The organism is Capnocytophaga sp. HP1101 (genome assembly GCF_054772415.1).
Window position 1 is genome coordinate 135019 of record NZ_BPUU01000009.1, and the last position, 25810, is coordinate 160828.

General features: G+C 39.4%; 18 protein-coding genes and 1 pseudogene. 9 read left to right on the forward strand and 10 right to left on the reverse strand.

The features are described 5' to 3' along the window. Positions 1 to 19 precede the first annotated feature (19 nt). The gene (locus RCZ04_RS06640; protein WP_460485207.1) at positions 20 to 937 is read right to left on the reverse strand and encodes a leucine-rich repeat domain-containing protein; all 918 of its coding nucleotides are present in this window, start codon (positions 935 to 937) and stop codon (positions 20 to 22) included. Positions 938 to 1003: 66 nt separating this feature from the next. Between RCZ04_RS06640 and RCZ04_RS06645 the strand changes: the two genes are divergently transcribed. Then, positions 1004 to 1903, forward strand: a complete 900-nt coding sequence (locus tag RCZ04_RS06645; protein WP_460485208.1) for a GYDIA family GHMP kinase — start codon at positions 1004 to 1006, stop codon at positions 1901 to 1903. Between the two features lie 632 nt (positions 1904 to 2535). Here the strand turns inward: RCZ04_RS06645 and bshA are convergent. Then, positions 2536 to 3660 carry an N-acetyl-alpha-D-glucosaminyl L-malate synthase BshA gene (bshA, locus tag RCZ04_RS06650; protein ID WP_460485209.1) on the reverse strand — a complete coding sequence of 375 codons (1125 nt, stop codon included), beginning with the start codon at positions 3658 to 3660 and terminating at the stop codon, positions 2536 to 2538. A gap of 100 nt (positions 3661 to 3760) precedes the next feature. On the opposite strand from bshA, the gene RCZ04_RS06655 reads away from it, so the two are divergent. After that, positions 3761 to 4186, forward strand: a complete 426-nt coding sequence (locus RCZ04_RS06655) for a hypothetical protein (protein WP_460485210.1) — start codon at positions 3761 to 3763, stop codon at positions 4184 to 4186. Positions 4187 to 4313: 127 nt separating this feature from the next. On the opposite strand, the gene RCZ04_RS06660 is transcribed toward RCZ04_RS06655, so the two are convergent. The 3 genes from RCZ04_RS06660 to RCZ04_RS06670 are packed head-to-tail and all read right to left on the reverse strand — an operon-like array spanning position 4314 to position 8684. Further along, on the reverse strand, positions 4314 to 6683 hold the full coding sequence (locus RCZ04_RS06660) for an ATP-dependent helicase (protein WP_460485211.1): 2370 nt from the start codon (positions 6681 to 6683) through the stop codon (positions 4314 to 4316). 51 nt (positions 6684 to 6734) lie between these two features. After that, entirely contained in the window at positions 6735 to 7949 is a 1215-nt protein-coding gene (locus tag RCZ04_RS06665) for a metallophosphoesterase (protein WP_460485212.1), read from the reverse strand. 3 nt (positions 7950 to 7952) lie between these two features. Continuing rightward, positions 7953 to 8684 carry a copper homeostasis protein CutC gene (locus RCZ04_RS06670; protein ID WP_460485213.1) on the reverse strand — a complete coding sequence of 244 codons (732 nt, stop codon included), beginning with the start codon at positions 8682 to 8684 and terminating at the stop codon, positions 7953 to 7955. Positions 8685 to 9803: 1119 nt separating this feature from the next. Between RCZ04_RS06670 and RCZ04_RS06675 the strand changes: the two genes are divergently transcribed. From RCZ04_RS06675 to RCZ04_RS06700, 6 genes and pseudogenes are all read left to right on the forward strand, one after another. Then, the gene (locus RCZ04_RS06675) at positions 9804 to 10979 is read left to right on the forward strand and encodes an AGE family epimerase/isomerase (protein ID WP_460485214.1); all 1176 of its coding nucleotides are present in this window, start codon (positions 9804 to 9806) and stop codon (positions 10977 to 10979) included. 10 nt (positions 10980 to 10989) lie between these two features. Further along, positions 10990 to 12132 (forward strand): annotated as a pseudogene (locus tag RCZ04_RS06680) (cyclically-permuted mutarotase family protein); the annotation flags it as partial. Further along, entirely contained in the window at positions 12129 to 13361 is a 1233-nt protein-coding gene (locus tag RCZ04_RS06685; protein ID WP_460485215.1) for an MFS transporter, read from the forward strand. The pseudogene RCZ04_RS06680 and the gene RCZ04_RS06685, both read left to right, overlap by 4 nt. Positions 13362 to 13387: 26 nt before the next feature. Then, positions 13388 to 14311, forward strand: coding sequence for a beta/alpha barrel domain-containing protein (locus tag RCZ04_RS06690; protein ID WP_460485216.1), 924 nt, complete (start codon positions 13388 to 13390; stop codon positions 14309 to 14311). A 61-nt stretch (positions 14312 to 14372) separates the two neighbouring features. Next, positions 14373 to 17609 (forward strand): SusC/RagA family TonB-linked outer membrane protein, encoded by a 3237-nt coding sequence (locus tag RCZ04_RS06695; RefSeq protein WP_460485217.1) that lies wholly within the window; start codon positions 14373 to 14375, stop codon positions 17607 to 17609. Between the two features lie 133 nt (positions 17610 to 17742). Further along, positions 17743 to 19332 carry a RagB/SusD family nutrient uptake outer membrane protein gene (locus tag RCZ04_RS06700; protein ID WP_460485218.1) on the forward strand — a complete coding sequence of 530 codons (1590 nt, stop codon included), beginning with the start codon at positions 17743 to 17745 and terminating at the stop codon, positions 19330 to 19332. Positions 19333 to 19493: 161 nt separating this feature from the next. On the opposite strand, the gene RCZ04_RS06705 is transcribed toward RCZ04_RS06700, so the two are convergent. The 5 genes from RCZ04_RS06705 to RCZ04_RS06725 form a co-directional block, all read right to left on the reverse strand. After that, positions 19494 to 21200 carry a phospho-sugar mutase gene (locus RCZ04_RS06705; protein ID WP_460485219.1) on the reverse strand — a complete coding sequence of 569 codons (1707 nt, stop codon included), beginning with the start codon at positions 21198 to 21200 and terminating at the stop codon, positions 19494 to 19496. A gap of 110 nt (positions 21201 to 21310) precedes the next feature. Beyond that, on the reverse strand, positions 21311 to 22072 hold the full coding sequence (locus RCZ04_RS06710) for a carboxypeptidase-like regulatory domain-containing protein (protein ID WP_460485220.1): 762 nt from the start codon (positions 22070 to 22072) through the stop codon (positions 21311 to 21313). A 50-nt stretch (positions 22073 to 22122) separates the two neighbouring features. Continuing rightward, positions 22123 to 23532 carry a CCA tRNA nucleotidyltransferase gene (locus RCZ04_RS06715; protein ID WP_460485221.1) on the reverse strand — a complete coding sequence of 470 codons (1410 nt, stop codon included), beginning with the start codon at positions 23530 to 23532 and terminating at the stop codon, positions 22123 to 22125. Beyond that, on the reverse strand, positions 23532 to 24323 hold the full coding sequence (kdsA, locus tag RCZ04_RS06720) for a 3-deoxy-8-phosphooctulonate synthase (protein WP_460485222.1): 792 nt from the start codon (positions 24321 to 24323) through the stop codon (positions 23532 to 23534). Before kdsA ends, RCZ04_RS06715 begins: the two co-directional genes overlap by 1 nt. A 187-nt stretch (positions 24324 to 24510) precedes the next feature. After that, entirely contained in the window at positions 24511 to 25092 is a 582-nt protein-coding gene (locus tag RCZ04_RS06725; RefSeq protein WP_460485223.1) for a MarC family protein, read from the reverse strand. Between the two features lie 499 nt (positions 25093 to 25591). Between RCZ04_RS06725 and RCZ04_RS06730 the strand changes: the two genes are divergently transcribed. Further along, the gene (locus RCZ04_RS06730) at positions 25592 to 25801 is read left to right on the forward strand and encodes a hypothetical protein (protein WP_460485224.1); all 210 of its coding nucleotides are present in this window, start codon (positions 25592 to 25594) and stop codon (positions 25799 to 25801) included. Positions 25802 to 25810 lie beyond the last annotated feature (9 nt).

The window sequence follows — 25810 nt, forward strand, 5'->3', positions numbered from 1 at the left end:
TGAAATGTATTTTAGGATATTATTCTTCTTTTTGAGTGTAGAATACACTTATTTTGGGTAAGCGTTTTTCCACTTCTCCGTATTGCTGAGTAGTAAAATTACGGTTGTTGATGTACAAAACACCTTTCCACTGTATTTTTTCTATTGATTTCATAAACTGTTTGAAATCAAGTGGATTGTCGTTGATATTCACGTAAGTTAAACGTGGATTTTCAGCCAATGCTTGTGGTAATTTAGTAAGATTGTTCGCATTAAAATATACGTTTTCTAACTTTGTCAAACGCCCTACTGAAGCAGGTACTTCACTAAGCGCAGCATTGCGTAGCGATAGTTCTTCAAGCTGTGGCAACTTGTCGAAGTTATCAGGAAGCACTTTTATCTTGTTCTTTGTGTCAAACTGACTGATAATAAGTGATTTTAACTTTGGTAAAGCAAATACTTGCTCGGGGAAATCTGTAAATTCAGCCCCTTCAAACTTCAAATTTTCCAACTGTTTTAAATTCATAAGTGAGGCAGGCACTTCGGTAATCGGGTTGTAAATGTCTATAGTTTGCAAAGCCGAAAGACTGCCGATGTTCTCAGGTAGTTTATGAAGTCCGTTAAGGCGTAACACCAAAACTTTTAATGATTTGTTTTCATTGTTTAGTTCAGGAAAAGAAGAAATACCTACTTCTTTTATTTCCAACGCTTCAAGTTGCTGAGCTTCACTGAATAGCTTTCTCAATAAAGCCTCACTCACTTGTACTTCATTGTTAGTATTACCGAAAATTCTAACCTCTTTTAGCTGAGCAAAATTACTCTTCATAAGCTCTTCAGCACTGCCAAAACTCTTTTCTTCACCGCTGGTAGTACTGACTCTCACTTGCATAGATTGTGCCCCCGCAACAAACGGAATTGCAAAGGCAAACACACATAAAAGTTGTTTTATTTTTTTCATTGTTCTATTTTTTATCTGTAAATAATTATTACTTTTGTCCTTTCAGAGTGCAAAGATATAAAAAATATGGAAGTAACACAAACTTATTCTTTTCATAGTAATGGTAAATTGCTCATTACAGGCGAATATGCAGTGCTCGATGGGGCACTTGCTTTTGCCTTACCTACCCAAAAAGGACAGTCCTTAGAAGTTACAGAAGCCCAAAATAGCGGGCGTTGGCAAGCCTTTGATATCAATGGCGATTTGTGGTTCGACAGCGCCACGCTCACTACTGAAACCCATCAACAAATAGCACAAACTTTACAAAAAATTCTTACCACAGCAGCTCAATTAAACCCTAATTTTAATGAGCGATGGTTACACAGCCACGTACAAACACATTTAGAATTTCCTCGTTTATGGGGCTTAGGCACCTCTTCTACACTCATCAACAATATAGCGCAATGGGCTGAAGTAAATCCGTATGAACTGCTTTTTAAGAGTTTTGGGGGTAGTGGTTACGATATTGCCTGTGCCAAATGCAACTCCCCGTTACTTTATAGGTTAGAAGACGGCAAACCACATAGTTACCCTTTGCAGTTTTTGTTTCCTCATACGCATCAAACCTATTTCGTTTATCTCAACCAAAAACAAAACAGCAAGGACGGAATTGCGCGCTATCGTTTAGTGAGCAAGAGCAAACGCAAACTTGCTGAGAGCATTACCCATCTTACTGAACAGTTTGTTTTAGCGCACACCACAACCGATGTTTGCCAAATATTAAACGAACACGAACGCCTCATTAGCGATTATTTGGGGATACCCACCGTTAAAGACCGCCTTTTCCCCGATTTTAATGGAACAGTAAAGAGTTTAGGGGCTTGGGGCGGAGACTTTGTATTAGCCATTTCCGAAACCGAAGATACACCCGCTTATTTTGTAGCAAAGGGCTTTGATACTTGTATCCCTTATAACGAAATGATATAAATATGAATCAAGAAATGAAAAATAATTATCACTGATTTACATCACATTGTCACTTTTGCGTCACATCTCCACCCTTGAGGGAAGTCTGCGCTAGCGAAGTATGTGAGGGGGAGATGTTTATAATTAGCAAGTTAATCCACCCCTTGAAATGTGAAATTCCTCACCTTTAGGTGCAAAATCCGTGTACTAATATGTGGTTTATTTAAATTTGTATTGAAAAATCCGTGAAATCCGTGAAATCTGTGCGAGACTTAAAAATAATTTTAAATACAAAAATAATTCAAGTAATCTCCTAAATTTCAGCATCTTTACCATAGTCATCACTATTTTTGCATTTTTTCTGTTAAAAACGGGATTTTACCTTTTTTGTTCAATATTTTAAAACCGTCTTATCTCCCTCTGATATTCAGCTTAGTAAGCTCATTCCTTCGTCTTTCCTTCGTCTTAGGTTCGTCTTACCTTCGTCTTAGCTTCGAGTAACCTATAAGCTACCTATATGATGTGAAAATAGCTATTCATACTGTTTTTCAGTGCTTTATAAAAATAGGATTGATAAAAACTCCCCACTCTTATTTTTGAAGAAAAAGAAGTGTTTTAACAATGTTTAACAGAAAAAACGCAAAGTAATTTTTCTATTCATTATTGATAGCACTATAGTAAAGTGCTTCATACATTGGCACTATTTTATCCTCGTCAAAACGTTCGGCTACTTTGCGGGCGTTTTGTTTGAAATGTGCCAATCGGGCTTTGTCTTCAAGTATATAGATAGCTTTTTCAGCCATTGCTTGTACATCGCCTATAGGGCACAAATACCCCGATACCCCTTCTTCATTCACCTCAGGCAGTCCGCCAACATTGCTGGAGACTACCGGCACACCAGCTGCCATTGCTTCTAAGGCTGATAGTCCAAAGCTCTCAGAGGCTGAAGGGAGCAAGAACAAATCGGTAAAGCATAAAATCCGGTCGATGTCATTGGTATTTCCCAAAAACAATACTTTGCTTTTAATGCCTAAATCTTTGCAGAGCTGGTCAGCTATCTCGCGCTCAGGCCCGTCGCCTACCATTATGAGTTTAGCAGGTAGTTTTTCTTGAATACCATAGAAGATACGCACCACATCGTCTACGCGTTTTACCTTTCTAAAATTACTGATGTGAGTAACGATAAGCTCCTCGGGCTTTGCCATTACAGCACGCTTGCAAGGAGAGGTTTCTTTAAGTTTTTTGAGGTCAATAAAGTTCGGAATTACTTGAATATCCTTATCTACTTGAAAAAGTCTCAAAGTGTCTTGCTTCAAACTTTCAGATACTGAGGTTACCACATCCGATTCGTTGATGCTAAAAGTTACTGCCTCTTTATAAGTAGGGTGGTTGCCCACAAGAGTAATGTCGGTACCGTGGAGGGTCGTTATCATAGGCACTTCAATGCCTTCCCGCTTTAGCATTTGTTTAGCCATATACCCCGCATAAGCGTGCGGTATAGCGTAATGTACGTGCATAACATCTATATGGTAAGTCTTTATCACGTAAGCCATTTTGCTTGACAAAGCTAATTCATAAGGCTGATAATGGAATAAGGGATATTCTTCAACGTGCACTTCGTGAAAGTGAATGTTCATTTCCAAGAAGTCTAACCGCACAGGGTAACTATAGGTGATAAAGTGCACCTGGTGACCTTTGCGAGCTAAAGCAAGCCCGAGTTCAGTAGCTACAACACCGCTCCCCCCAAAAGTAGGATAACACACTATGGCTATATTCATTTTTGATTTGTATTAGAGACGCAAAAGTACTAATTTTTGAGCGGGTATGAAAAATATTAACAAAAAATTATACCTTTGCCCTCAGTAAATAGTACTCTATATGAAAACCTTAAATACTTTTCTAAACACTCACAACGGCGATTTTCTCCTTATAGAAGGAGAGACCATCACTGTTAATACCACTTTTTCTACTCTTAGAGAACGTTTTCCTAACAATAAAATATGGAACGTAGGAACAGGTTACTATTGGTTGTATTTCAGCGATTGTCTTTTTGAAGAGAAATTGTTCAACGTATCACTTTGCTTTAAAGGAGAAGAACTAAAATTCTTAAGTTTTGCAATGAAAGAAAAACAAACTTCTTGGGACGATTGGAGTGAAGAACAAGAGTTACAGAATGAAGAATATTACGACCAATGGCTTACAGCACACATAGGTAAAAAACGTATTTTTTCTTGGGGAACTATTGAGTCTATTTATGACCGTAAAGGAGGGAGTACATCCATTTGTGTAAAATATAACAAATAAAAGAGGTTTTCTATAAAGTTATAGAAAACCCCTTGTTATCGGGTGAGCCTATCAGTGAGGAGTTGCTACCTCAGCTTGAAATAGGTATAATGCTCTTTAATTTGAAAAAAAGAATAGGTAATGCGGGTTATAAATCTTCGTTCGTACTATCAATAATTGTTAGTTTGGCAAAGCGTAACAGTATATTTTTTAAACCTCCTGCTTCAAAGTTTATTTGTGCTTTTTTATCGTTACCAGCACCTTCTAAAGCTATTACCTTACCGCGCCCAAATCGTTCGTGATAAACAGTAGTACCTATGTCTAATCCATTATAGGTAGCTTTATTGCTGTTATTAGAATTGTAAAGTGTATTGACAGGTTTTAACTTTCGCAACTTCTGTTGTTCTTCACCTATAGGGGCATTTTTATGAGGAGGCGTACCACTTATAGGTTTCTGTAAGCGTAACTTGCTTTTATCTACTTCACCAAAAATATCTCTATCTATTAGAGGTTTGTAGCGGTAATTAGGATTCGATAGGGTAGGAGTGAGGTATTGCAAGTAGCGGTCATCTATTTCTTCAATAAATCTGCTGGGTTCTGCGTCCGAAAGCTTTCCCCATCTATAACGATTTTCAGCGTAAGTGAGATAAGCCTGCTTTTCGGCACGTGTTAAAGCTACATAAAACAAACGTCGTTCCTCTTCTAAATCACTACGCGATTGTATACTCATTGCCGAAGGGAATAGGTCTTCTTCCATACCTACAACGTATACATATGGGAACTCTAATCCTTTAGCCAAGTGAATAGTCATTAAGGCTACACGGTCATCATCGCCAATATCCTTATCCATATCAGTAGCTAAGGCTACATCTTCTAAGTATTCAGCTAAACTTGCCGTGCTATCAGCCACGTCTTGTTGTCCTTCCACAAAGTCCTTCATACCGTTGAGCATCTCTTCGATATTCTCCATTTTAGCAATACCTTCAGGAGTACCATCTTTTTTGAACTCTTGTAATAAACCTGTTTTCTTAGCTACTTGTTCTGCTACTTCAAAGGCATTAGCTTGCTGGTTGAGAGCTTGTAGATTCAGAATCATTACCACAAAGTCAGTAAGTTTTTGTTTTGTGGTACTGTTGATATGAAGGTCAGGTAGCTTATTGATGTTGTACATTATCTCAAAGATAGACTTCTTATAATGATTTGCAGCTAAGGTAAGTTTTTCCATAGTAGTCTCACCTATACCACGAGCAGGAAAATTGATAATGCGCACTAAAGCTTCTTCATCATTAGGGTTTATGATAAGTCGCAAATAAGCAAGCATATCTTTAATTTCCTTCCGTTGATAAAAAGATAAACCTCCGTAGATACGGTAAGGGATATCACGCTTCCTAAGAGCATCTTCTATAGCACGTGATTGCGAATTAGTACGATAGAGCACAGCAAAATTCCCATTAGGTAGTTGGTATTGCATCTTATTTTCGAAAATAGAGCCTGCTACGAAGCGTCCTTCATCAGCATCGGTAGGGCTACGGTGTACTTTAATGGGGTCGCCTAATTCATTTTCAGTGAAAACTACTTTATCTAAGCGTATTTTATTGTGCTCAATTACACTGTTGGCAGCTTCTACAATATTTTTTGTAGAACGGTAATTTTGCTCTAATTTATATTCTTTTGCTTCGGGGTAATCACTTTTAAAATTGAGAATATTATTGATGTTAGCACCACGAAAGGCATAAATACTTTGAGCATCATCACCTACTACGCAGATATTGTGAAAACGGTCGGCAAGGGCTTTTACAATAAGATATTGTGAATGATTGGTGTCTTGATACTCATCAACAAGTATGTAGCGGAAACGTTTTTGGTATTTAACTAATACATCGGGGTAGAGATTGAGGAGCTCATTAGTTTTCAGCAATAAATCGTCAAAATCCATAGCACCTGCTTTGAAACATCTATCAACATATTCTTGATAAATTTCGCCTAAACGAGGTTGTCTTGCCATAGCATCGGCTTCCATAAGTTCTGGATTATTAAAATAGGCTCTGACTGTAATAAGATTGTTTTTAAAAGATGAAATGCGAGATTGTATTCGTTTATACTTATAAATATCTTTATCTAACCCCATTTCTTTTATAATACCATTGATAAGGCGTTGAGAGTCTTGAGTATCGTAGATAGTGAAGTTCTGTGGGTAACCTAATTTATCAGCTTCAATGCGGAGTATTTTAGCAAAAACGGAGTGAAAGGTACCCATCCAAAGATTCTTAGCTTCAGTACTGCCTACAAGGTCGGCAATGCGCTTTTTCATTTCGTTGGCTGCCTTATTAGTAAAAGTAAGAGCAAGTATATTAAAAGCATCGACTCCTTGACGCATTAGGTTTGCGATGCGAAAAGTCAGCACACGGGTTTTACCTGAACCAGCTCCAGCAATTACAATAATAGGACCTTCTTTTTGAAGTACAGCCGCTTGTTGAGGAGCATTGAGTCTTTGAAGTTCCTTTGAGAATGTATCCATAAATACTGTTTTAAGGGTGCAAAGGTACGCACAAAAAAGCTAATTCACAAACTAACTACATTTCAGTTCAATAACGGTAATCTCTGGCCATACACCGAGTCGGCCTGGGAAAGCGTGATAACCGAAACCGCGGTTTACGTTTAGATATTTACCGTCTTCTTCGTACATTCCGCCCCAATACTTATAAACGTATTGCGACGGACTCCATTTGAGCCAACCAGGAATTTCGATACCACACTGCATACCGTGAGTATGACCGCTGAGCGTAAGCTCGATATTCTTACCCTCAGGCAAAACTACTTCCTGCCAATGGGTAGGGTCGTGACTCATCAATATCTTGAAATCCTCGTCATTTACACCTTCCATTGCTTTATTGAGGTCGCCGTACTTAGAAAACCTGCCGTGTCCCCAATTTTCCACCCCTATAAGGGCTATTTTCTCGCCATTGCGTTCTAAATAGCAATGCTCATTAAGCAACAATTGCCAGCCCATTTCTCTTTCTATACGGAAAAGTTGTTGTAAGTTCTGCAATTTAGCTTCAGGACTTTCCCAAGATGAATAGTCGCCGTAATCGTGGTTGCCCATAATTGAGAATACCCCATCGGGAGCGTGCAAGGTAGCAAAAAGTGACTTCCAATCGTGTACCTCATCGGCTAAGTTGTTTACCAAATCGCCTGTAAAAAGGATTACATCACCTTTTTGCGCATTGATGAGCTCTACTCCATAGCGTATTTTGTCGTAGTTGTCGAAACTTCCGCAGTGGATATCGGATATTTGCGTAATGCGATAGCCATCGAATGCTTTGGGGAGATTGTCAAACTCAAGCGTGTATTTCCATACTTTGTAGTTATATTTACCCTTAAAAATGCTGTAGAGGATAGAAGCAAACGGAATCGCCGCTAAGCCCCAGCCCAAAGTACTCACAAACTTACGGCGTGAAGGAATGCGAGGTGCATTGCTAGCAGGTTTGCGAAACAAAGCTCTTACAAGGCGAGTGATATCTTCCAATAGTAGCGGGATGCTTACAAACAAACAGATGATAAGCCACGTGAGTAAGCCCGCAACGGCGTATTGCTGAGGAGCACTCCACACTACTTTCCCCCTGCAAAACCAATGATAAAGCAAGTGAGCAACAACTGCAATAGCTACGAGCCAAAATGCCCATTTGAGCCAACGAGGAGCTTTGAGGGTGTTCAGACTTCTACTCGCATAGAAAGACAGTAGAAAATAAACAGCAAGAATGCCGATGAGAATAATATATAACATAAATTAATTGCTTGTGCAGCTCGCACTTATGATTTTTTCAATATTTTCAACGCTTGAAATGGGGCGTTTGGTTTCATCTAAGAAAGCCTCTGTTTTAAACGAGAAAGGCAACGATGTGCCTAAGTCTTCAAAAACCGTACCTGAAAAATGCACCTCAGTAAAACCAGCAGCCTTTATTTGCACAATACTCTGCTGATTGATGCCACCGCCAGGCATAATAGTAGGTTGCCCTGCTGCAATCTGGTTGAGCTCCTTGAGGAGTTCTAAGCCTTCAATAGCAGACTTTTTACCACCAGAAGTGAGAATACGTTCTACCCCCAAACGCTTGAGGGTTTTTATCGCTACAATAGGGTCGGGAGCACAATCAAAAGCGCGGTGATAAATGAACTCCATAGTACCCGCTGCTTCTTTGAGCTGGGCAGTACGTTCTTCATCAATGGTATTATCGCGGTGCAATACGCCTGTTACCACGCCTTGGCAACCCAACTCACGGCAAAGTGCTATATCGCGCAACATCACGTCAAACTCTTCCTCGGTGTAAGTAAAATTACCACTGCGCGGACGTATCAGCACACAATTACCGATGGTGAGCTCGTCCATTACTTTTTTAATCAATCCATAGCTGGGAGTTACGCCTCCCACGCCTAATTCGCTACACAATTCTATACGGGTAGCACCTGCTATTTCAGCATTTTTAGCCGACTCAAATGAGCTGGCACATATTTCATAAATCATAGTCTTTTGTTAATTTTAGGGTGCAAAGATACAGAATAATTAATAAATGAGCAAATGTGCTGTTAATACCACAGTGCGAGTCACACAGGCAGGTGCGAGCCGCACAGGCAAATAATAAAGTTTAAATAAAGATAAGACGAACAAAAGACGGTGCGAGCCACACGGGCAGATGGACAAAAGACGAACAAAAGACGAACAAAAGACGAACAAAAGACGAACAAAAGACGAACAAAAGACGAACAAAAGACGGTGCGAGCCGCACGGGCAGATATAGAATGAACGTACAAATGAAGGTGCGAGCTGTATGGACAGATATAGAATGAACGAACAAAAGACAGCGCGAGCCGCACGGGCAGATATAAAATGAACGGACAAATGACGGTGCGAGCTGTATGGACAGATATAGAATGAACGAACAAAAGACAGCGCGAGCCGCACGGACAGATAAAGAATGAATGAGCAGAGAACGGTGCGAGCTACACGGGTAAATATAGAATAAACAAATAAAAACGGTGCGAGTCGTACGAGAAGATGATGAATAAGTGACTGAAAAATGAATAAGGAGCAAACATAAAACAGGAGTAAGATGAAAAGAAAACGCTCTTATTTACTTATTTTTGTCATTACGGACACCCTTAGAGCAGGGACTGTAGTGAAGTAAAGAAGAACAAAAAGCATAGTACAAAGTTATGTATGTTACTTTATACATAACACACATAACAAAATTAATTTAATTGATTTACCGCAATTAATTGTTAATATAAGTTATTTCTCAGTTATTAATTAAAAGTTTTATTATATTAGTTCTTTTGGAAGAAAAAGTTTGTGAAATAAATTATTTTTGAACATTTCTTATGACGAAAAATTGAACAAAATGGAAATGTAAAAGTGTCTTTACAGTTATTTTTACGAAATAATACGAAAATATAATATTTAATTTATAATTATTATATATATGAAAATCAGTTGATTAAATTGAAGGATATCTATTTGTAAAAAATATATATAAAAAACTTTATTAAATATTTGGTTATATCATTTTTTATTTGTTATTTTGCTCCGTCGATTAAAAAAGAATAGAAATTTTATCACAATAAAAACTAAGGTACTATTTAAACAATGGATTTTAAACAATTAGAAAAACAATACCGCGATGAATTGCTACAAAACGTTATTCCGTTTTGGTTAGAAAAATCGCAAGACAAAGAATACGGTGGCTATTTGACTTGTCTCGACCGCCAAGGAAATGTGTTTGACACCGATAAGTTTATCTGGTTACAAGGGCGTGAGGTATGGCTCTTCTCGATGCTCTACAACCGTGTAGAAAAACGCCAAGAATGGCTCGATGCTGCTATTCAAGGAGCTGAGTTCCTCAAAAAATACGGTCACGACGGTCAGCTCAATTGGTATTTCTCTTTAGACCGTGAGGGTAACCCGCTCGTAGAACCTTATAATATATTTTCTTATACCTTTGCCACTATGGCGTTCGGTCAGTTGAGCATTGCTACAGGCAATCAAGAGTATGCTGACATTGCCAAACGCACCTTTGATATTATCTTATCCAAACAGGATAACCCTAAGGGCAAATGGAGTAAATCCTATCCTGGTACGCGTTCGCTTAAAAACTTCGCCCTCCCTATGATTCTTTGTAATTTAGCTTTGGAGATTGAACCTTTATTAGACGAGGCTTTCATCAAACAAACTATGGAGACTTGCATTCACGAGGTGATGGACGTGTTCTTGCGCCCTGAACTCGGCGGTATCGTAGTGGAAAATGTAAATGCCGATGGTTCGCTTTCTGATACCTTTGAAGGTCGCCAGCTTACCCCTGGTCACGCTATTGAAGCGATGTGGTTCATTATGGATTTAGGCAAACGCCTCAACCGTCCTGAACTCATTGAAAAAGCCGTGCAAACCACTCTCAAAATGATTGACTACGGTTGGGATAAGCAGTACGGTGGTATCTATTACTTTATGGATAGAAAAGGTTGTCCGCCTCAACAGCTCGAATGGGATCAGAAACTGTGGTGGGTGCACATCGAAACGCTCATTTCGCTCATCAAAGGCTATGAATTTACTGGCAATAAAGAGTGCTTAGCGTGGTTTGAAAAAGTGCACAACTACACTTGGCAACACTTCAAAGACAATGAATACCGCGAATGGTGGGGCTACTTGAACCGCCAAGGCGATGTACTCCTCGACCTGAAAGGCGGTAAATGGAAAGGCTGTTTCCACGTGCCTCGTGGCTTGTATCAAGTTTGGAAAACAATTTCAATGATTAATGATAAACGATAAATGGTTAATGGTGCTTTTGTTGATATTCACCTCTTGCACCCAAAAACAACAACCTATGAAAATTGATATTACAGAACTCACTACCCAGGGCTTAGAAGGTAACCTCCAAAAAGGGGTATCTGCTTCGTATGCAGCGCTCTTCAGCGGCGAATTGTTCGTAGCGGGTGGTTGTAACTTCCCTGATAAATTAGGTTTTGAAGGGGGTAAAAAAGTGTTTTATGACGATATTCTTCACTTTGATACCGCAAAGAATACTTGGCAAACCGTAGGTAAACTGCCTGAAGCAGCTGCTTATGGGGTGTCAGTAGCTATTCCCGACGGTTATCTGTGGATAGGCGGACAAACAGCTACCAGTTCTCTACCCAATTGCTATAAAGTGCAGTATACTAAAGAAAAAGGTCTTACCCTTACTGGTTTTCCTACTTTGCCTGAACCTATTGACAATTTTGCAGGTACGAGCGTAGGCACGAAAGTGTTTGTAGCAGGCGGGAGCGCTTCAGGCAAACCGTCTAACAAAGTGTACTACATTGATATAGCTACCGATACCGAGTGGCATCGCTTGCCCGATTTCCTTGGTGTGGCAAGAGTGCAACCTGTAGTAGTGGCTGTTGAACGAGAAAACGACACTTTTTTGTATATGCTAGGAGGGTTCTTTGGTGGCGATACTTCACAAAAGCCTGTGATGGGCGACAATGTATTAACATTCAGTCTGCAACAACAGCAATGGCAAGAAGTAGCCGTGCAAGAATACCCTGCTAAAGACTTATTTTCGCTCACAGGTGCTACTGCTTTGGCTATTGATAACCGCTATATTGCTTGCTTCGGAGGCGTGAATCATCGTTTGTTTATTAACACTATTACTGACCTTTACCTCTTAGGCAAGGACTCTACCCTTACTGATGAGCAGCGCAAGCAAAAGAACTATGAGTATATGTCGCATTATATGACACAACCTATTGAATATTACAACTTCAATAAGGAGTGTTATCTATTTGACACCGAGACTAAACAGTGGAGTGTTTTAGCTACTCAGTCTGAATTTGCCCGCGCTGGAGCTACCTTAGTAGGTACTCCTAACGAGTTTTATCTCGTACAAGGCGAACTCAAACCTGGGGTGCGCAGTCCAAAAACTTACAAATTGAAACTCAAATGAAAAACAGTAAAATATACCCTTGGATAGTAGTGGCACTGCTATGGGTAGTTGCCCTACTGAATTACTTAGACCGGCAAATGCTCTCTACAATGCAGGAGTCGATGAAAATGGACATCAAAGAACTTGCCGAAGGCGAAAACTTTGGTCGCTTGATGGGTGTATTCTTGCTCATCTACGGACTGATGAGCCCTGTAGCGGGTATCATTGCCGACCGTGTGAACCGCAAATGGATGATTGTAGGAAGCCTCTTTGTATGGTCGGCAGTAACTTATGGTATGGGTTATGCGACAACCTTTAATCAGGTGTATTGGTTGCGCGCCCTAATGGGACTCAGTGAAGCACTCTACTTGGCAACTGCTCTCTCTATGATAGCCGATTATCACTCGTCCAAAACGCGCTCTTTAGCCGTCGGGATTCATATGTCGGGACTCTATGCGGGGCAAGCCTTAGGTGGTTTCGGTGCTACGATAGCCTCCAACTACTCTTGGCATACTGTATTCCACTGGTTTGGTATAGCAGGGATTATCTATGCGATTTTCTTAGTGTTTATCCTCTTTGACATAGAGCGTAAACCACAAGTAACTGTGCAAACTGCTACAGCACCTAAAAATTCACTGTTGCAATCGCTTACCTTAGTATTTGGCACATTCTCCTTCTGGATACTCTTGTTCTACTTTATGGCATCGAGCTTCCCAGGATGGGGCACTAAGAACTGGTTGCCTACGCTTTTTGCAAGCAACCTAAACGTACCTATGGCAACCGCGGGACCAATGGCTACGATTTCTATTGCCATCTCCTCTTTCTTAGGAGTGCTCATAGGCGGTACGCTGTCCGACCGCTGGGTGCAAACTAACATCAAAGCGCGTATTTACACCAGTACCATTGGGCTTGGTCTTACTATTCCAGCTTTGATACTCATAGGTTTTGGTCACTCGTACGCTGCAATGATAGGCGCTACACTGCTCTTTGGTATTGGTTATGGTATGTTCGATACGAACAATATGCCTATCTTGTGCCAAATTATACCTCCACAACAGCGCGCTACCGCTTATGGTATTATGAATATGGGAGGTGTGTTTGCAGGTTATGCTGTAACCCTAATGCTCGGTAGCTCTACTGATGCTGGGAACTTAGGAGCCGACTTCAGTAAACTTTCTATTATTATATTAGTAGCTATCGTACTGATGCTCCTATTCCTAAAACCTAAAAGAGAATTGTGTGAAAACTAACGACTAATAAATAACGACTAAACATAATGACATTCGAAAAAATTAATGGGCTCATAGTAGCACCTTTCACTCCTTTTGATAAGAAAGGAGAGGTAAATTTAGAACCTATCGCCGATTATGCTAAACTCTTGCAAAAAAACGGCTTGATTGGGGTATTTATCAACGGCTCATCTGGCGAAGGCTATATGATGACCGTAGAAGAGCGTATGAAAGTAGCTGAACGCTGGCTATCAGTAGTGCCTAAAGATTTCAAAGTGATTGTGCACTGCGGGGCTACCTGTATCAAAGATAGCTACAAAATGGCACAACACTCTCAAGAAATCGGGGCTTTCGGTATTGGGGCTATGGCATCGCCTTTCCCTAAAGCTGGCAGAGTGGAAGAACTCGTGAAATACTGCGAAGAAATAGCTTGCGGAGCTCCTAATTTGCCTTTCTATTTCTACCATATTCCGGTGCTCAACGGAGTGTACCTCCCTATGTTGCCTTTCCTAAAAGCCGCCGATGGTCGTATTCCTAACTTAGCAGGGATTAAATACACCTATGAACCTTTGTACGAATACAACCAATGTATGCTGTACAACAACGGCAAGTACGATATGCTCTACGGCTTAGATGAGACTATCCTCAATGCTCTTGTAATGGGTGGAGCTCGTGGCGGTATCAGCGGTACAGGTAGCTATATAGGCAATGTATTGGTAGGCATCATTGAGGAATACCACAAAGGCAATATTGCCAAAGCTGCCGAGTTGCAAAACTACGCTCAGGATGTGATCAACGTGATTGCTAAATACCGTGGCAATATCGTGTGTGGCAAACGCATAATGAAACTTCTCGGGGTAGATTTGGGGATCAACCGTACCCCATTCCAAAACATCACGGATGAAGAAGAAGTGATTATCAAAAAAGAATTAGAAAGCATCGACTTTTTCAGCAGATGTAACCAAATGTAAAAACAATATATAACTAACCTATTACCCCATTGTATAAAATCAATCAGTAAAAATTAAAGTAATGAAGCAAAAGTATTTATTAAGTGTATTTTTCTTGTTGCTATTTTCAGTTATGGGCTGGGCACAAGAGAGAAAGATTATAGGGACGGTTGTTTCTGGAGATACACCGTTGCCAGGTGCTTCAGTAGTCGTAAAAGGTACTACTCGAGGCACGCAAACTGATTTTGATGGAAATTATTCTATCAATGTGACAGATGGCGAGACACTTGTGTTTAGCTTTGTAGGATATACTACCCAAGAGAGAAGAGTATCTGGGAGTCGTCCTATTAATGTATCATTAAAGGAGGAAGCCAATGTGTTAGATGAAGTAGTAGTTACAGCCTATGGAGGTACACAGAGAAAGGCTAAGGTAACAGCCTCTATTGCGACGGTAAAAGCAGAAGCACTCTCTACGGGTTCGTTTGCTAACCCAGCACAAGCACTTTCTGGAGCTGTAGCAGGATTACGTGTATCACAAACCTCAGGAAATCCAGGTTCAACCCCTAATTTGATTCTTCGTGGGGGTACTAATCTCGACGGTTCAGGTTCACCGTTAATTGTAGTAGACGGACAAGTGAGAGGTGGTTTGAATGATTTAAATCCTGATGATATCGAATCAATGGATATCTTAAAAGATGCGGGAGCTACGGCTATATATGGTGCGAGAGCCAGTAACGGGGTTGTGTTAATTACTACTAAAAGAGGTAGAGAAGGTTCTTCATCACTTTCAGTAAAGTTAAAACACAGTTATGCTTATATGAATAATCAGATGAAATTCTTAGATGCAAGAGATTATTTATATTGGCAACGTATGGCAATTTACAATAGCTCTCATATTTGGCAGGACGCTTCTGGTAATTGGCAAGGTTATACCTCTGACAATTCTTTAAGTGGGGTACAACCTTACGGAACAGGCAATAAACATTTTGTGAGTAAAACAGATAATACCTTATTAAATCCTAATGAAAACGCAAATGCCTATTGGTCTACGATGCTTTCTGAGAATCTTTCACCAGAACAAAAACAAATATTGCTTTCTCAAGGTTGGGAAACAATGATAGATCCTGTAACGGGTAAAGAACTTATCTTTAGTAACTTTGATTTAAGTAAAAATGCCTTTCGCCCATTTGCACTTACCCGCGACTATACGGTTTCAATGACTGGTGGGAATGATAAAGGGAAATACTATGCAGGTTTAGGTTATTATCATCAAGAAGGTTTACCAATAGGCAATTGGTATCAAAGGCTTACCGGAACGCTTAATGCCGATTATAAGTTACGCCCTTGGCTTACCTCAGCAAGTAACTTTTCTATTGCTTATGCCACTTGGTATGGCAATATGAATGGTCGATCAAACACCTCTTATTTTGGTCGTATGCTTTCAGCTCCTCCTACTCAAAAAGAAAGAGTAAATGGTGAATTAGTGATGGGACGAGCTGTAGAAGATGGAAACCCTCGTTATTTTGAAGGAATTTTTGACCAAGATAGAAGTACTAATAAAATTAATTTTGGTGAGAGTCTAAGAGCTGATATTTATAAAGGACTTTCTCTCACCGTCAGTGGTCAAATAATGTTTGATGAAAGCTATGATGAATATTTTACCAGAGACCATAGAGTTGCACCAGGTAGAGGTGACAGTTATTGGAGTAGAGAAAGATCCTCTTCAGCTTCTTTTAATAGAACAATCCGTCAAACTTATAATGCCATTTTAAATTATAAGTTTAATGTAGCTGAAAAACATCATTTCGATGCAATGGCAGGGTATGAGTTTTACGATAGTTACAACAGAGGGCTTAGTGCTTCAGGTAGAGAAGCTCCTACCGATGAGTTTAAAGATTTAAGTCTCACTTCAACTAAAGAAGGAAAACGCGGTACTGATTCTTGGCATAGTAGAAGCCGTATCAGGTCTTATTTTGGGCGCTTGAACTATGACTATGCCGATAAGTATTTGCTCTCTCTTACAGTGCGTCGTGACGGTTATTCACGCTTGATAAATAATCGTTGGGGTAACTTCCCAGCGGCATCAGCCGGTTGGATTATTACACGTGAAGATTTTATTCCTGAAAAAGTGAAAGATGTTCTTTCTTTTGCAAAGCTAAGAGCGAGTTGGGGATTAAACGGAAATGTACCTAGTACTGATGTCAATGGAAATACTCTTATAGGTGATTATACCTTGCAAGGAGCTTATAATACGAATAAGTATAAAGGACAAGTAGGATATGCTATTGGCTTATTCGCTAATAAAGGACTCTTATGGGAAAAAACACGTACTTTCGAAGTTGGTTTAGATTTAGGCTTCCTAAACAATCGTATTACTACTAATTTTACAGTGTATGATCGTTTAACACAAGATAAGATACAAGATATGGATATTCCTCACTCTTCAGGAGCGTCTTCTTTCAAGTCTAATAATGGTACCTTCCGAAATAGGGGTATTGAAATTGAAACGAATTTCCGTATTATTGATAAAGAAGATTGGAAATGGAATTTAGGTATCAATGCTGCCCATAATAGAAATAAAGTAATTAAACTTCCTTATAATGGATTGAAAAATAATAGGCAAAATGGTTTTGAAGTATATGATGGTACTTCAGGAGAAACAAAATGGGTAGGAGGTTATCAAGAAGGGCAAATGCCTGGCGATATGTATGCTTTTGAAGCCTTAGGGATCTATCAAAATGAAGAGCAACTTCGAGAATTAGCTAATAATTTGGTAGATGTAACAGGCTCAAAAAAATTATATGGACCTGCAGCTTGGGCTAAGCTTCCTGATATCGAAAAAGCTAAAGGATTACCTCTTAAACCAGGTGATGTGATTTGGCGAGATGTGAATGGCGATGGAATGATTGATGCCTACGATTTAGTAAAAGTAGGAAATATGTATCCTAAATGGACTGGTGGTATCACTACAAGTGTAAGCTATAAAAATATACGTCTTTCAGGAAGAATGGACTATGCACTTGGTTTCAAACAACGTATAGGGCAAGCAAATGCCTTACCTTGGTATTTAGGAAACGGGCAAGGTACATTCAATACAGTAGAACAGGTAAAAGATACTTGGACACCTGAGAATCCTACTGCCAAATATCCTAAATATATGTGGGCAGACCAATTAGGAAAACGAAATTATTTCCGCAGTTCTTCAATGTTTATTTATGAAGGTAGTTATTTAGCTTTTCGTGAAGTAGCCTTGTCATATGATTTTGAAAAGGATATTTTAAAGAAAATAGGGCTTACAGGCTTAGAACTTTTTCCTTAATAGGACAAAATTTAGGCTATCTTACTAAAGCTGAAACTTATTCTCCTGAAGCATTAGGTGAATCATCATCTGACTATCCTTTGCCAAGAACTTTAATTTTAGGACTTAATATAACTTTTTAATACAGTAGAAAATGAAAATATTAAACTATATATCAATAACAATAGGTCTTTTAGGTATTACGGCTTGTAGTAGCTTAGATCTTCCACCTGAAGACTACAATGGTAGTGGAAATTTTTGGAAGAATGAAGCACAAGTACGAGGAGCTATTTTAGGAGCTCATAGTCAGTTTCGTGGGCACGTTTTTGATTATTGGCTGATGGGAGAAGTGCGAGGTGGGACTCAAATCCCCAGCGGTACTTCTTCAATGGATCAAAATCTATATTATACTAGAGAAAAATCTCAGACATTTTCAGAACAATATCCTAATAATAGTTCTTGGTTTGATCTTTACGGACGGATATTGAATCTTAATGAGGCCATTATTCGTATTGGAGAAGCTTCTTTTTTAAGTGAGACTAATAAAAATTATTATTTAGGGCAGGCCTATGGTTTGCGTGCTTGGTATTACTTTTGGTTGTATCGTACTTATGGAGGAGTTCCTATTAATACAGATATAAAAATTTTGGAGGAAGCACCTAAAACTGCTGATCCTCTCTATACAGCTCGTAGTACACCAAGAGCAACCTTAGATTTTATCAAGAGTGATATTAGTGCTTCCGAAAATCACTTTACAGCTTCTGGAAGACAAAGCAATTTTGAACGCTCTCAGTGGTCTTATTACGCTACTTTGATGTTGAAGGCTGAAGCTTATCTGTGGTCAGCTAAAGTAACTACAGGTGACCAAGCTCCTGGTGCATCTGATTTAGCTACAGCCAAAGCAGCTTTAGATATTGTGATGTCTTCAGGACAATTTGCCTTACTATCTAATTTCGCTGATGTATTTGCTCATAATAATAAGGAAAACAGAGAAATTATATTTACAGTAGCTTACTTAGAAAACGAAGCAAGTACACCTTTTAGTTCATTTTTGTACTACCCTTCTAGTTTTGTAGGTAAATATGATGAGAACGGTAATCCTTTCCCTAATAACGACCCATTAAGGATAGGTTCAGGATTCTTGTTCAATGAGTATAAATTTGAGCTATTCCAATCATATGATGCTCAAGATACTCGTAGAGATGTTACCTTTTTGTCCTATTATTCCAATGCGGCAAAAACACAAGGTAGAGGACTTTCTTTAAGCAAATACTTAGGCTTTATTAACTCAGCAGGTACTCGTGTATTTTCAAGTGATATTCCTATTTATCGCTATGCTGATGTATTGTTAATGTATGCTGAAATCGTAAATAAAGAAGGTGGCGATCCTGCACAGTATATCAATCAAATAAGGCAACGTGCCTATGGTTCTAATTATTCTACTGCAGTAGCTTATACTCATACGACTTTTGCCGATGGAGAGCTTGCTATCTTACACGAAAGAGATAAAGAATTCGTAGCTGAATTTAAGCGTTGGTTTGATGTCCGTCGCTTACAAGATGCGAGCGGAGAACCTCTTGTTTTCTCAACAACAGCAAGCTATGGTACAATAAATGGTAACGTAGTACCTATATTAAATAGAGCTACTGAAGCATACAAGGTTTTATGGCCTATTGATACTGGGGTAATGTCTCACGATAAAGAGGTAAAACAAACCCCAGGATATGAAAACACTAAAGGCTAAATCGTTTCCTCAAGAAGCATTGATTTTTTTATAATGGGGGAAACCTCAAACTTCCCTTCCTATTGTTTTGGGAAGGGAAGTTTTTTATTTTGTTTTCAAGCATAAAAAATATTCCCTCTATAAAAAGGGAATATTTTTTAACATCTATATACTTGTATTTCTTATTTCAATTTTAATTCTTCTACAATCTTTCGGATTTTGCTATCCAAAACCTTCTGAGTTTCCTCAAAAGTGTCAATACTGCTCAAAGGAGTGTTTACACTGAAATAAAACTTAATCTTAGGTTCTGTACCGCTGGGACGTGCTGCCACGCGGGTACCTTTATCGGTATGGTAGATAAGCACATTTGATTTAGGTACATCAATCTCTTCGGTTTTGCCTGTTAGAGGGTGAAATGCCTTAGACGATTGGTAATCACAAATCAAGCTCACTTTTTCTCCGTTAATTTCCTTCAACGGATTTTCGCGCAAGTCTTTCATCATTTGGGCAATCTCTTCTGAGCCCGAAATACCTTTCTTCACTAAAGAAATGAGGTATTCTTTGTAAAAACCGTATTTAGTGTAAGCGTGTAACAATTCTTTGTAGAAGGAACTACCTTTTGCTTTGGCAAATGCTGCAATCTCGCAAGCCAAAAGGGTGGCGGTAACCGCATCTTTATCGCGTACAAAATCACCTACCATATAGCCAAAACTTTCTTCACCACCACCTACAAAGGTGAGTTTAGGGAAATCTTTGATCATTTTGGCAATCCATTTAAAGCCTGTTAAGCCTTCTTTGTACTGCACTTTGTAAGCATTGGCAATCGCGTGAACCATAGGGGTAGACACGATAGTTGACGCTACGAACTCGTTGCCTTTGAAGCCTTTTTTGCTTTGTTGTTCCAAAAGGAAATCGGTCATCATTACCATCGTTTGGTTACCGTTGAGCAGTACCATTTTGCCGTGAAGGTCGCGTACCGCAATACCGATACGGTCGCAATCGGGGTCAGTACCTATTACAATATCAGCGCCTATCTCGTCTGCTTTTTTAAGGGCGATAGTAAGCGCTTCAGGCTCTTCGGGGTTAGGTGATTTCACGGTAGGGAAATTACCGTCGGGAACGGCTTGTTCTTCCACGATATGTACATTGGTAAAGCCCGCGCGTTTGAGCACTTCTGGTACCATAGTGATAGAAGTTCCGTGCAAAGAGGTAAATACGATTTTGAGTTTGTCCTTTTCAGGAGCGTTGAAGTCACCGTGCTTGATAGAAGCTTCGGCAAAAGTATTGTCCAAATCCTTGTCGATGTAGTGAATGAGGCTTTCATCGGCGTTGAATTTGATATCTTTGAAGTCAAGTGCTTCAATAGCTTTCATAATGTCGCCGTCTTCAGGTGGTACGGTTTGTCCACCGTCTTGCCAATACACTTTATAACCGTTGTATTCTGGTGGGTTGTGTGAGGCGGTGAGCACGATACCTGCTTGGCAACCTAAATAACGCACTGTGAACGATAGTTCAGGGGTAGGGCGTAGGTCGGAGAAAAGATACACCTTAATGCCATTGGCAGCAAACACATCGGCTACTACTTTGGCAAACTTTTTAGAGTTGTTCCTACAGTCGTGAGCAATAGCCACTTTAATTTCTTTGTTAGGGAAGCACTTTTTGAGGTAATTGCTCAATCCTTGGGTGTTTTTTCCCAAAGTGTATTTGTTAATACGGTTCGTACCGATGCCCATAATACCGCGCATACCGCCTGTACCGAACTCTAAGTTCTTGTGAAAGGCTTCATTGAGCTCATCGGGATTCCCGTCGATGAGTGCTTGAACCTTGCTACGTGTTTCTGCATCAAAAGTGTCAGAAAGCCACATTTTTGCTGTTTCAATACTTTTCATAAAATTAAATTTATATAGAGGCTGACTCTTATTATTTTATCAGCGTTGTTTTTCGTTAGCAAAGGTACGAATTATTTTTTAATTAGCAAAATTTTCAATTGGCAAATTTACTAATTACTTGTCTGTGTAATTCGCATTTCATTTAAACATTCGTACAACATAAATTCTAATTGCTTGTTGTCTTTTCGTTCTACAAGCCTATGGACTTCTGGTTTCTCCATTACATAAAAAGCCAAAGTCCCTATTTCTTCTTCCGTTAAGTGATGTTCATTTTTGAGGTAATTGCTCATCTCATTCACTATGTAATGCGCTACCTTTAGGTTCTTTTCATTTACTACTTGCTTTTTGATAATCTTCGCTTTTCCGCTCAGGTGGTTGATGATTGCATTAAAGTTAAAACTCACATTTCCCACCAATAACTTGTAAAGGGTGAGCTTGTCTATTTGAAGAATATCCACATTGGCATATTCGCGCTTTTCTTCCCAAGTGCGTTCTTTAGGGGTATGTTGCAAAATTCCTAAACTCTGTGCTGTAATCTTGGGCTTTTCAGTCACACTCACTTCATCTAAGGCGATGGTAATATCAGCTATTTTTAAGACGATTAATTTCTGTAAATCTACCTGCGTAAGGGTGTGGTAAGCTGTTTTTTTACCCACATAGGTAGCTTTTAGGGTATGTCCTTTCTGTGCTTCTATGGTAAACGACCCTTCTGCATCGGTAATAGTATAGTGCTGGTTGTCTATGTTCTCAATGTGTACGCTTTCTATGGGCACATTATTGTAGAATACCTTTCCTCTGATGCGTGTCACTTCCTGCCCCCTCATCAAAAGCGGATTCATCAACAATAATAATATCAAAAACCACAATCTCATTACTAAATTAATCGCCTGTGTGGCTCACACGGCTTGTGTAGCTCACACCTTTAAATCAACTTCATCTTCTTTGCTTTCTCCATCATAAATGCTTTGGCTGCCTCGTATTCATTAGGGATTTTACCCTCTAAAATCGCTTCTTTTATTGCTTCTTTCAGCACCCCTACAGGTCGCGACGGAGGTAGGTTAAACGTTTGCATTATTTCTTCACCGCTCACTGGGGGTTGAAAATTGCGAATATGGTCTTTTTCTTCTACTTCTACCACCTTTTGCCGTACTATCTGAAAATTGTCGTGATACTTTTTGTATTTCTTAGGGTTTTTAGTAGTAATATCTGCTTCACACAGCGTCATTAGGTCTTCAAACTCCTCTCCAGCATCAAATACCAAACGGCGTACGGCTGAATCAGTAACGATATCATCAGCAATGATAATAGGGCGTGAACTCATCTTAACGATTTTTTGCACGTACTTCATCTTGTCGTTCAGTGGCATACGCAAACGTTTGAACAGGTGGTACACCATCTTGCTCCCCACAAACTCGTGCCCGTGAAATGTCCAACCTATCTTCTTATCGAAGCGCTTGGTTGGTGCTTTCCCTATATCGTGTAAGAGTGCAGCCCACCGCAACCAGAGGTTATCGGTGTTTTCTGATATATTATCTACCACTTCTAAAGTATGCCAGAAGTTATCCTTATGGCGTTGTCCGTCGTGTTCCTCTACTCCTTGCAAGGCGATAAGTTCTGGAAGAATATAGGGTAGCAAGCCTGTTTCGTACAGTAATTTAAGTCCAATAGAGGGCTTAGGAGAGGCAAGTATTTTGTTGAGTTCTTCTACGATACGCTCGTTGGAAATAATTTTTAACCGCTCTTTATTATCGGTAATAGCTTTGAGCGACTGCTTTTCAATCTGAAAATTCAGTTGCGTAGCAAACCTAATAGCACGCATCATACGTAGCGGGTCGTCCGAATATGTAATATCAGGGTCTAAAGGTGTACGAATGAGTTTGCGTTCTAAGTCGCCTAAGCCGTCAAAAGGGTCGATAAGCTCTCCAAAATTCTCTTTATTCAGTGAGAAAGCCATTGCATTGATTGTAAAATCTCTGCGGTTTTGGTCGTCTTGTAGCGTACCACTCTCCACATACGGTTTGCGCGAGTTAGCCTCATAACTCTCACGTCGTGCCCCTACAAACTCAATATCCAAACCATCAGCTTTAATCATAGCCGTACCAAAGTTCTTAAATATCGATACTTTAGGGTTGTCTGGCAATCGCTCAGCTACCTTTTCTGCCAAAGAAATGCCACTGCCAATCGATACTACATCAATGTCCTTAGGGAGTTTTTTTTCTAATAAATAATCACGTACAAACCCTCCAATTACGTAACTTTCAAGTGGTATTTCAGCTGAAATATCACTGATAAGTTTAAAAATAGGATTGGAGAGCGCTTCAGTATAGTTCATTAAAATTCGTTTATTGTTTTGCGAATGGCAACCAAACGCGTTAAAAGACCCTCAAGAAGGTCGAGGTGCAACATATTTGCGCCATCACTTTTCGCATTAGCTGGATCAAAGTGGGTTTCTATAAACAGTCCATCTGCATTGTTTACAATAGCAGCGCGGGCAATAGTTTCAATCATATCCGGGCGACCGCCTGTTACCCCACTACTCTGGTTAGGCTGTTGCAACGAGTGCGTAACATCCATTACCACAGGGGCAAACTCCCGCATCGTAGGTATTCCACGGAAATCTACTATCAGGTCTTGATAACCGAACATCGTACCTCGGTCTGTGATTAACGCTTTTTTATTACCGCTATCAAATACCTTTTGCACCGCAAATTGCATACTCTCAGGACTCATAAACTGACCTTTTTTGAGGTTTACCACCTTACCCGTCTTAGCAGCTGCCACCACCAAATCGGTCTGGCGTACTAAGAAAGCTGGGATTTGTAGCACATCCACATACTCAGCCGCCATCGCAGCATCACTCACCTGATGAATATCCGTTACCGTAGGTACGCCAAAAGTTTGTCCCACTTTTTGAAGTATTTTAAGTGCCTTTTCGTCACCTATGCCCGTAAACGAATCTACACGACTCCTATTGGCTTTCTTAAAACTTCCTTTAAAAGTATAAGGTATATTCAGTTTTTGAGTGATATTTACTATACGTTCAGCAATTCTCATCGCCATATCTTCTCCTTCTATAGCACAAGGTCCCGCTAAGAGAAAGAAATTATCTTCTTTGTTTATCATTTTGTTCAATTGTTAGTTATAAGTTATAAGTTATCATTTTTTAGTGTTAGATGTTAGTAATATGAATCAAGATTTGAAAAATAATGATATTTGATTTACAGCACACTATCACTTTTGCGTCATATTTCCCCCTTTGAAGGGGGTAGGGGGATGTTTATAATCAATAAATTATTCAACCAAAGACTCATCATTGCCCAAATAACATCGCTCTAATATTAGTAGTAAACAAGTTTACCGCAATAGCCAAAAGAATAACCCCAAAAAGGTTGTGAATTACAGTAATACCTTGTTTGCCTAAGAACTTTTCTATTTTCTCTGAAGATTTCAGCACTACATACACAATAATCATATTGATAAGTATTGCCACTATAATATTTTCTACGTAAAATTTAGCCCTGAGCGAGAGTACAGTAGTCAGAGCTCCTGCTCCTGCCACCATAGGGAATGCTAAAGGAACAATAGAGGCAGTTTCAGGAGTAGTCCCTTTGTAGAGAGTAATCCCTAATATCATTTCTAAGGCAAGGAAAAATAAGATAAATGAACCTGCCACAGCAAATGCCTCAACACTTACTCCAAACAAATTCAGTAATTGTTTGCCAATAAATAAGAACAAAACAAGCAACACACCCGCTACAATAGCAGTTTTTTCGGATTGTATACGTCCTACTTTTTTACGCAGATTGATAATGATAGGCACACTCCCAATGATATCCACTACCGCAAAGAGTACCATAGTAGCAGAGACAATCTCCTTTACATCGAAATTCATAATCTAAAAAATTTGTGCAAAAGTAGTAAAATAATTACGAACTGCGAAAAAAAAATGTCTCAATTTGTTAATTAATTGATTTACCAATATTTTAATCTAATTAATAGTTATATTTTATTCATATCATAATACAATAAAAATGCTTTCTTACAATCATCATAGCTTCATCTTTCCCTCATTTATTCATTAATTGCCCGTGTGGCTCGCACCGCTACAATTCCCCCTTTGGAAGGGGTTAGGGGGAGGTTTCCTTCGCCTTTCCTTCGCTATAGAGCCGATGTAGAGCCGATGTAGAGCCGATATAGAGCCGATATAGAGCTGATATAGAGCCACTCATTGTTCGTTTATCGTATAAGCTTCCTATAAGCTTCCTATAAGCTTTGTATAAGCTCGCTTTAAATTATTAACCATTAACCACTAATCATTAACCATAAAAAAAAATATTTGCATTATTCCGTTTAATGTTCTATATTTGCGACCTCATACCACAAAAATGAATATGAACAAACTAAATTTAAAATCACTATTCTTGTCGTGTGTTTTTGTGGCAATAGGGCAATGGACGTTAGCACAAACGCAACTGCCTTTGCCTAATGCTAATAGCACACTCACAGGCACTACTACTCAAACTACTACAGCAGCTCAAGCTCCTATGAATACTAATCACTTGGCTTTAAGTCGATTTCTTCCTCTAAAATCACCCCATTGAGCACCCATA

Bases quoted from the DNA above. Each gene is read 5' to 3' on its own strand.
- RCZ04_RS06640 (WP_460485207.1), bottom strand. From the start codon at position 937: ATGAAAAAAATAAAACAACTTTTATGTGTGTTTGCCTTTGCAATTCCG.
- RCZ04_RS06715 (WP_460485221.1), bottom strand. From the start codon at position 23,532: ATGAACTATACTGAAGCGCTCTCCAATCCTATTTTTAAACTTATCAGT.
- RCZ04_RS06690 (WP_460485216.1), top strand. From the start codon at position 13,388: ATGACATTCGAAAAAATTAATGGGCTCATAGTAGCACCTTTCACTCCT.
- RCZ04_RS06685 (WP_460485215.1), top strand. From the start codon at position 12,129: ATGAAAAACAGTAAAATATACCCTTGGATAGTAGTGGCACTGCTATGG.
- RCZ04_RS06675 (WP_460485214.1), top strand. From the start codon at position 9,804: ATGGATTTTAAACAATTAGAAAAACAATACCGCGATGAATTGCTACAA.
- RCZ04_RS06695 (WP_460485217.1), top strand. From the start codon at position 14,373: ATGAAGCAAAAGTATTTATTAAGTGTATTTTTCTTGTTGCTATTTTCA.
- RCZ04_RS06655 (WP_460485210.1), top strand. From the start codon at position 3,761: ATGAAAACCTTAAATACTTTTCTAAACACTCACAACGGCGATTTTCTC.
- RCZ04_RS06730 (WP_460485224.1), top strand. From the start codon at position 25,592: ATGAACAAACTAAATTTAAAATCACTATTCTTGTCGTGTGTTTTTGTG.
- RCZ04_RS06700 (WP_460485218.1), top strand. From the start codon at position 17,743: ATGAAAATATTAAACTATATATCAATAACAATAGGTCTTTTAGGTATT.
- bshA (WP_460485209.1), bottom strand. From the start codon at position 3,660: ATGAATATAGCCATAGTGTGTTATCCTACTTTTGGGGGGAGCGGTGTT.
- RCZ04_RS06645 (WP_460485208.1), top strand. From the start codon at position 1,004: ATGGAAGTAACACAAACTTATTCTTTTCATAGTAATGGTAAATTGCTC.
- RCZ04_RS06725 (WP_460485223.1), bottom strand. From the start codon at position 25,092: ATGAATTTCGATGTAAAGGAGATTGTCTCTGCTACTATGGTACTCTTT.
- RCZ04_RS06705 (WP_460485219.1), bottom strand. From the start codon at position 21,200: ATGAAAAGTATTGAAACAGCAAAAATGTGGCTTTCTGACACTTTTGAT.
- RCZ04_RS06660 (WP_460485211.1), bottom strand. From the start codon at position 6,683: ATGGATACATTCTCAAAGGAACTTCAAAGACTCAATGCTCCTCAACAA.
- RCZ04_RS06710 (WP_460485220.1), bottom strand. From the start codon at position 22,072: ATGAGATTGTGGTTTTTGATATTATTATTGTTGATGAATCCGCTTTTG.
- kdsA (WP_460485222.1), bottom strand. From the start codon at position 24,323: ATGATAAACAAAGAAGATAATTTCTTTCTCTTAGCGGGACCTTGTGCT.
- RCZ04_RS06665 (WP_460485212.1), bottom strand. From the start codon at position 7,949: ATGTTATATATTATTCTCATCGGCATTCTTGCTGTTTATTTTCTACTG.
- RCZ04_RS06670 (WP_460485213.1), bottom strand. From the start codon at position 8,684: ATGATTTATGAAATATGTGCCAGCTCATTTGAGTCGGCTAAAAATGCT.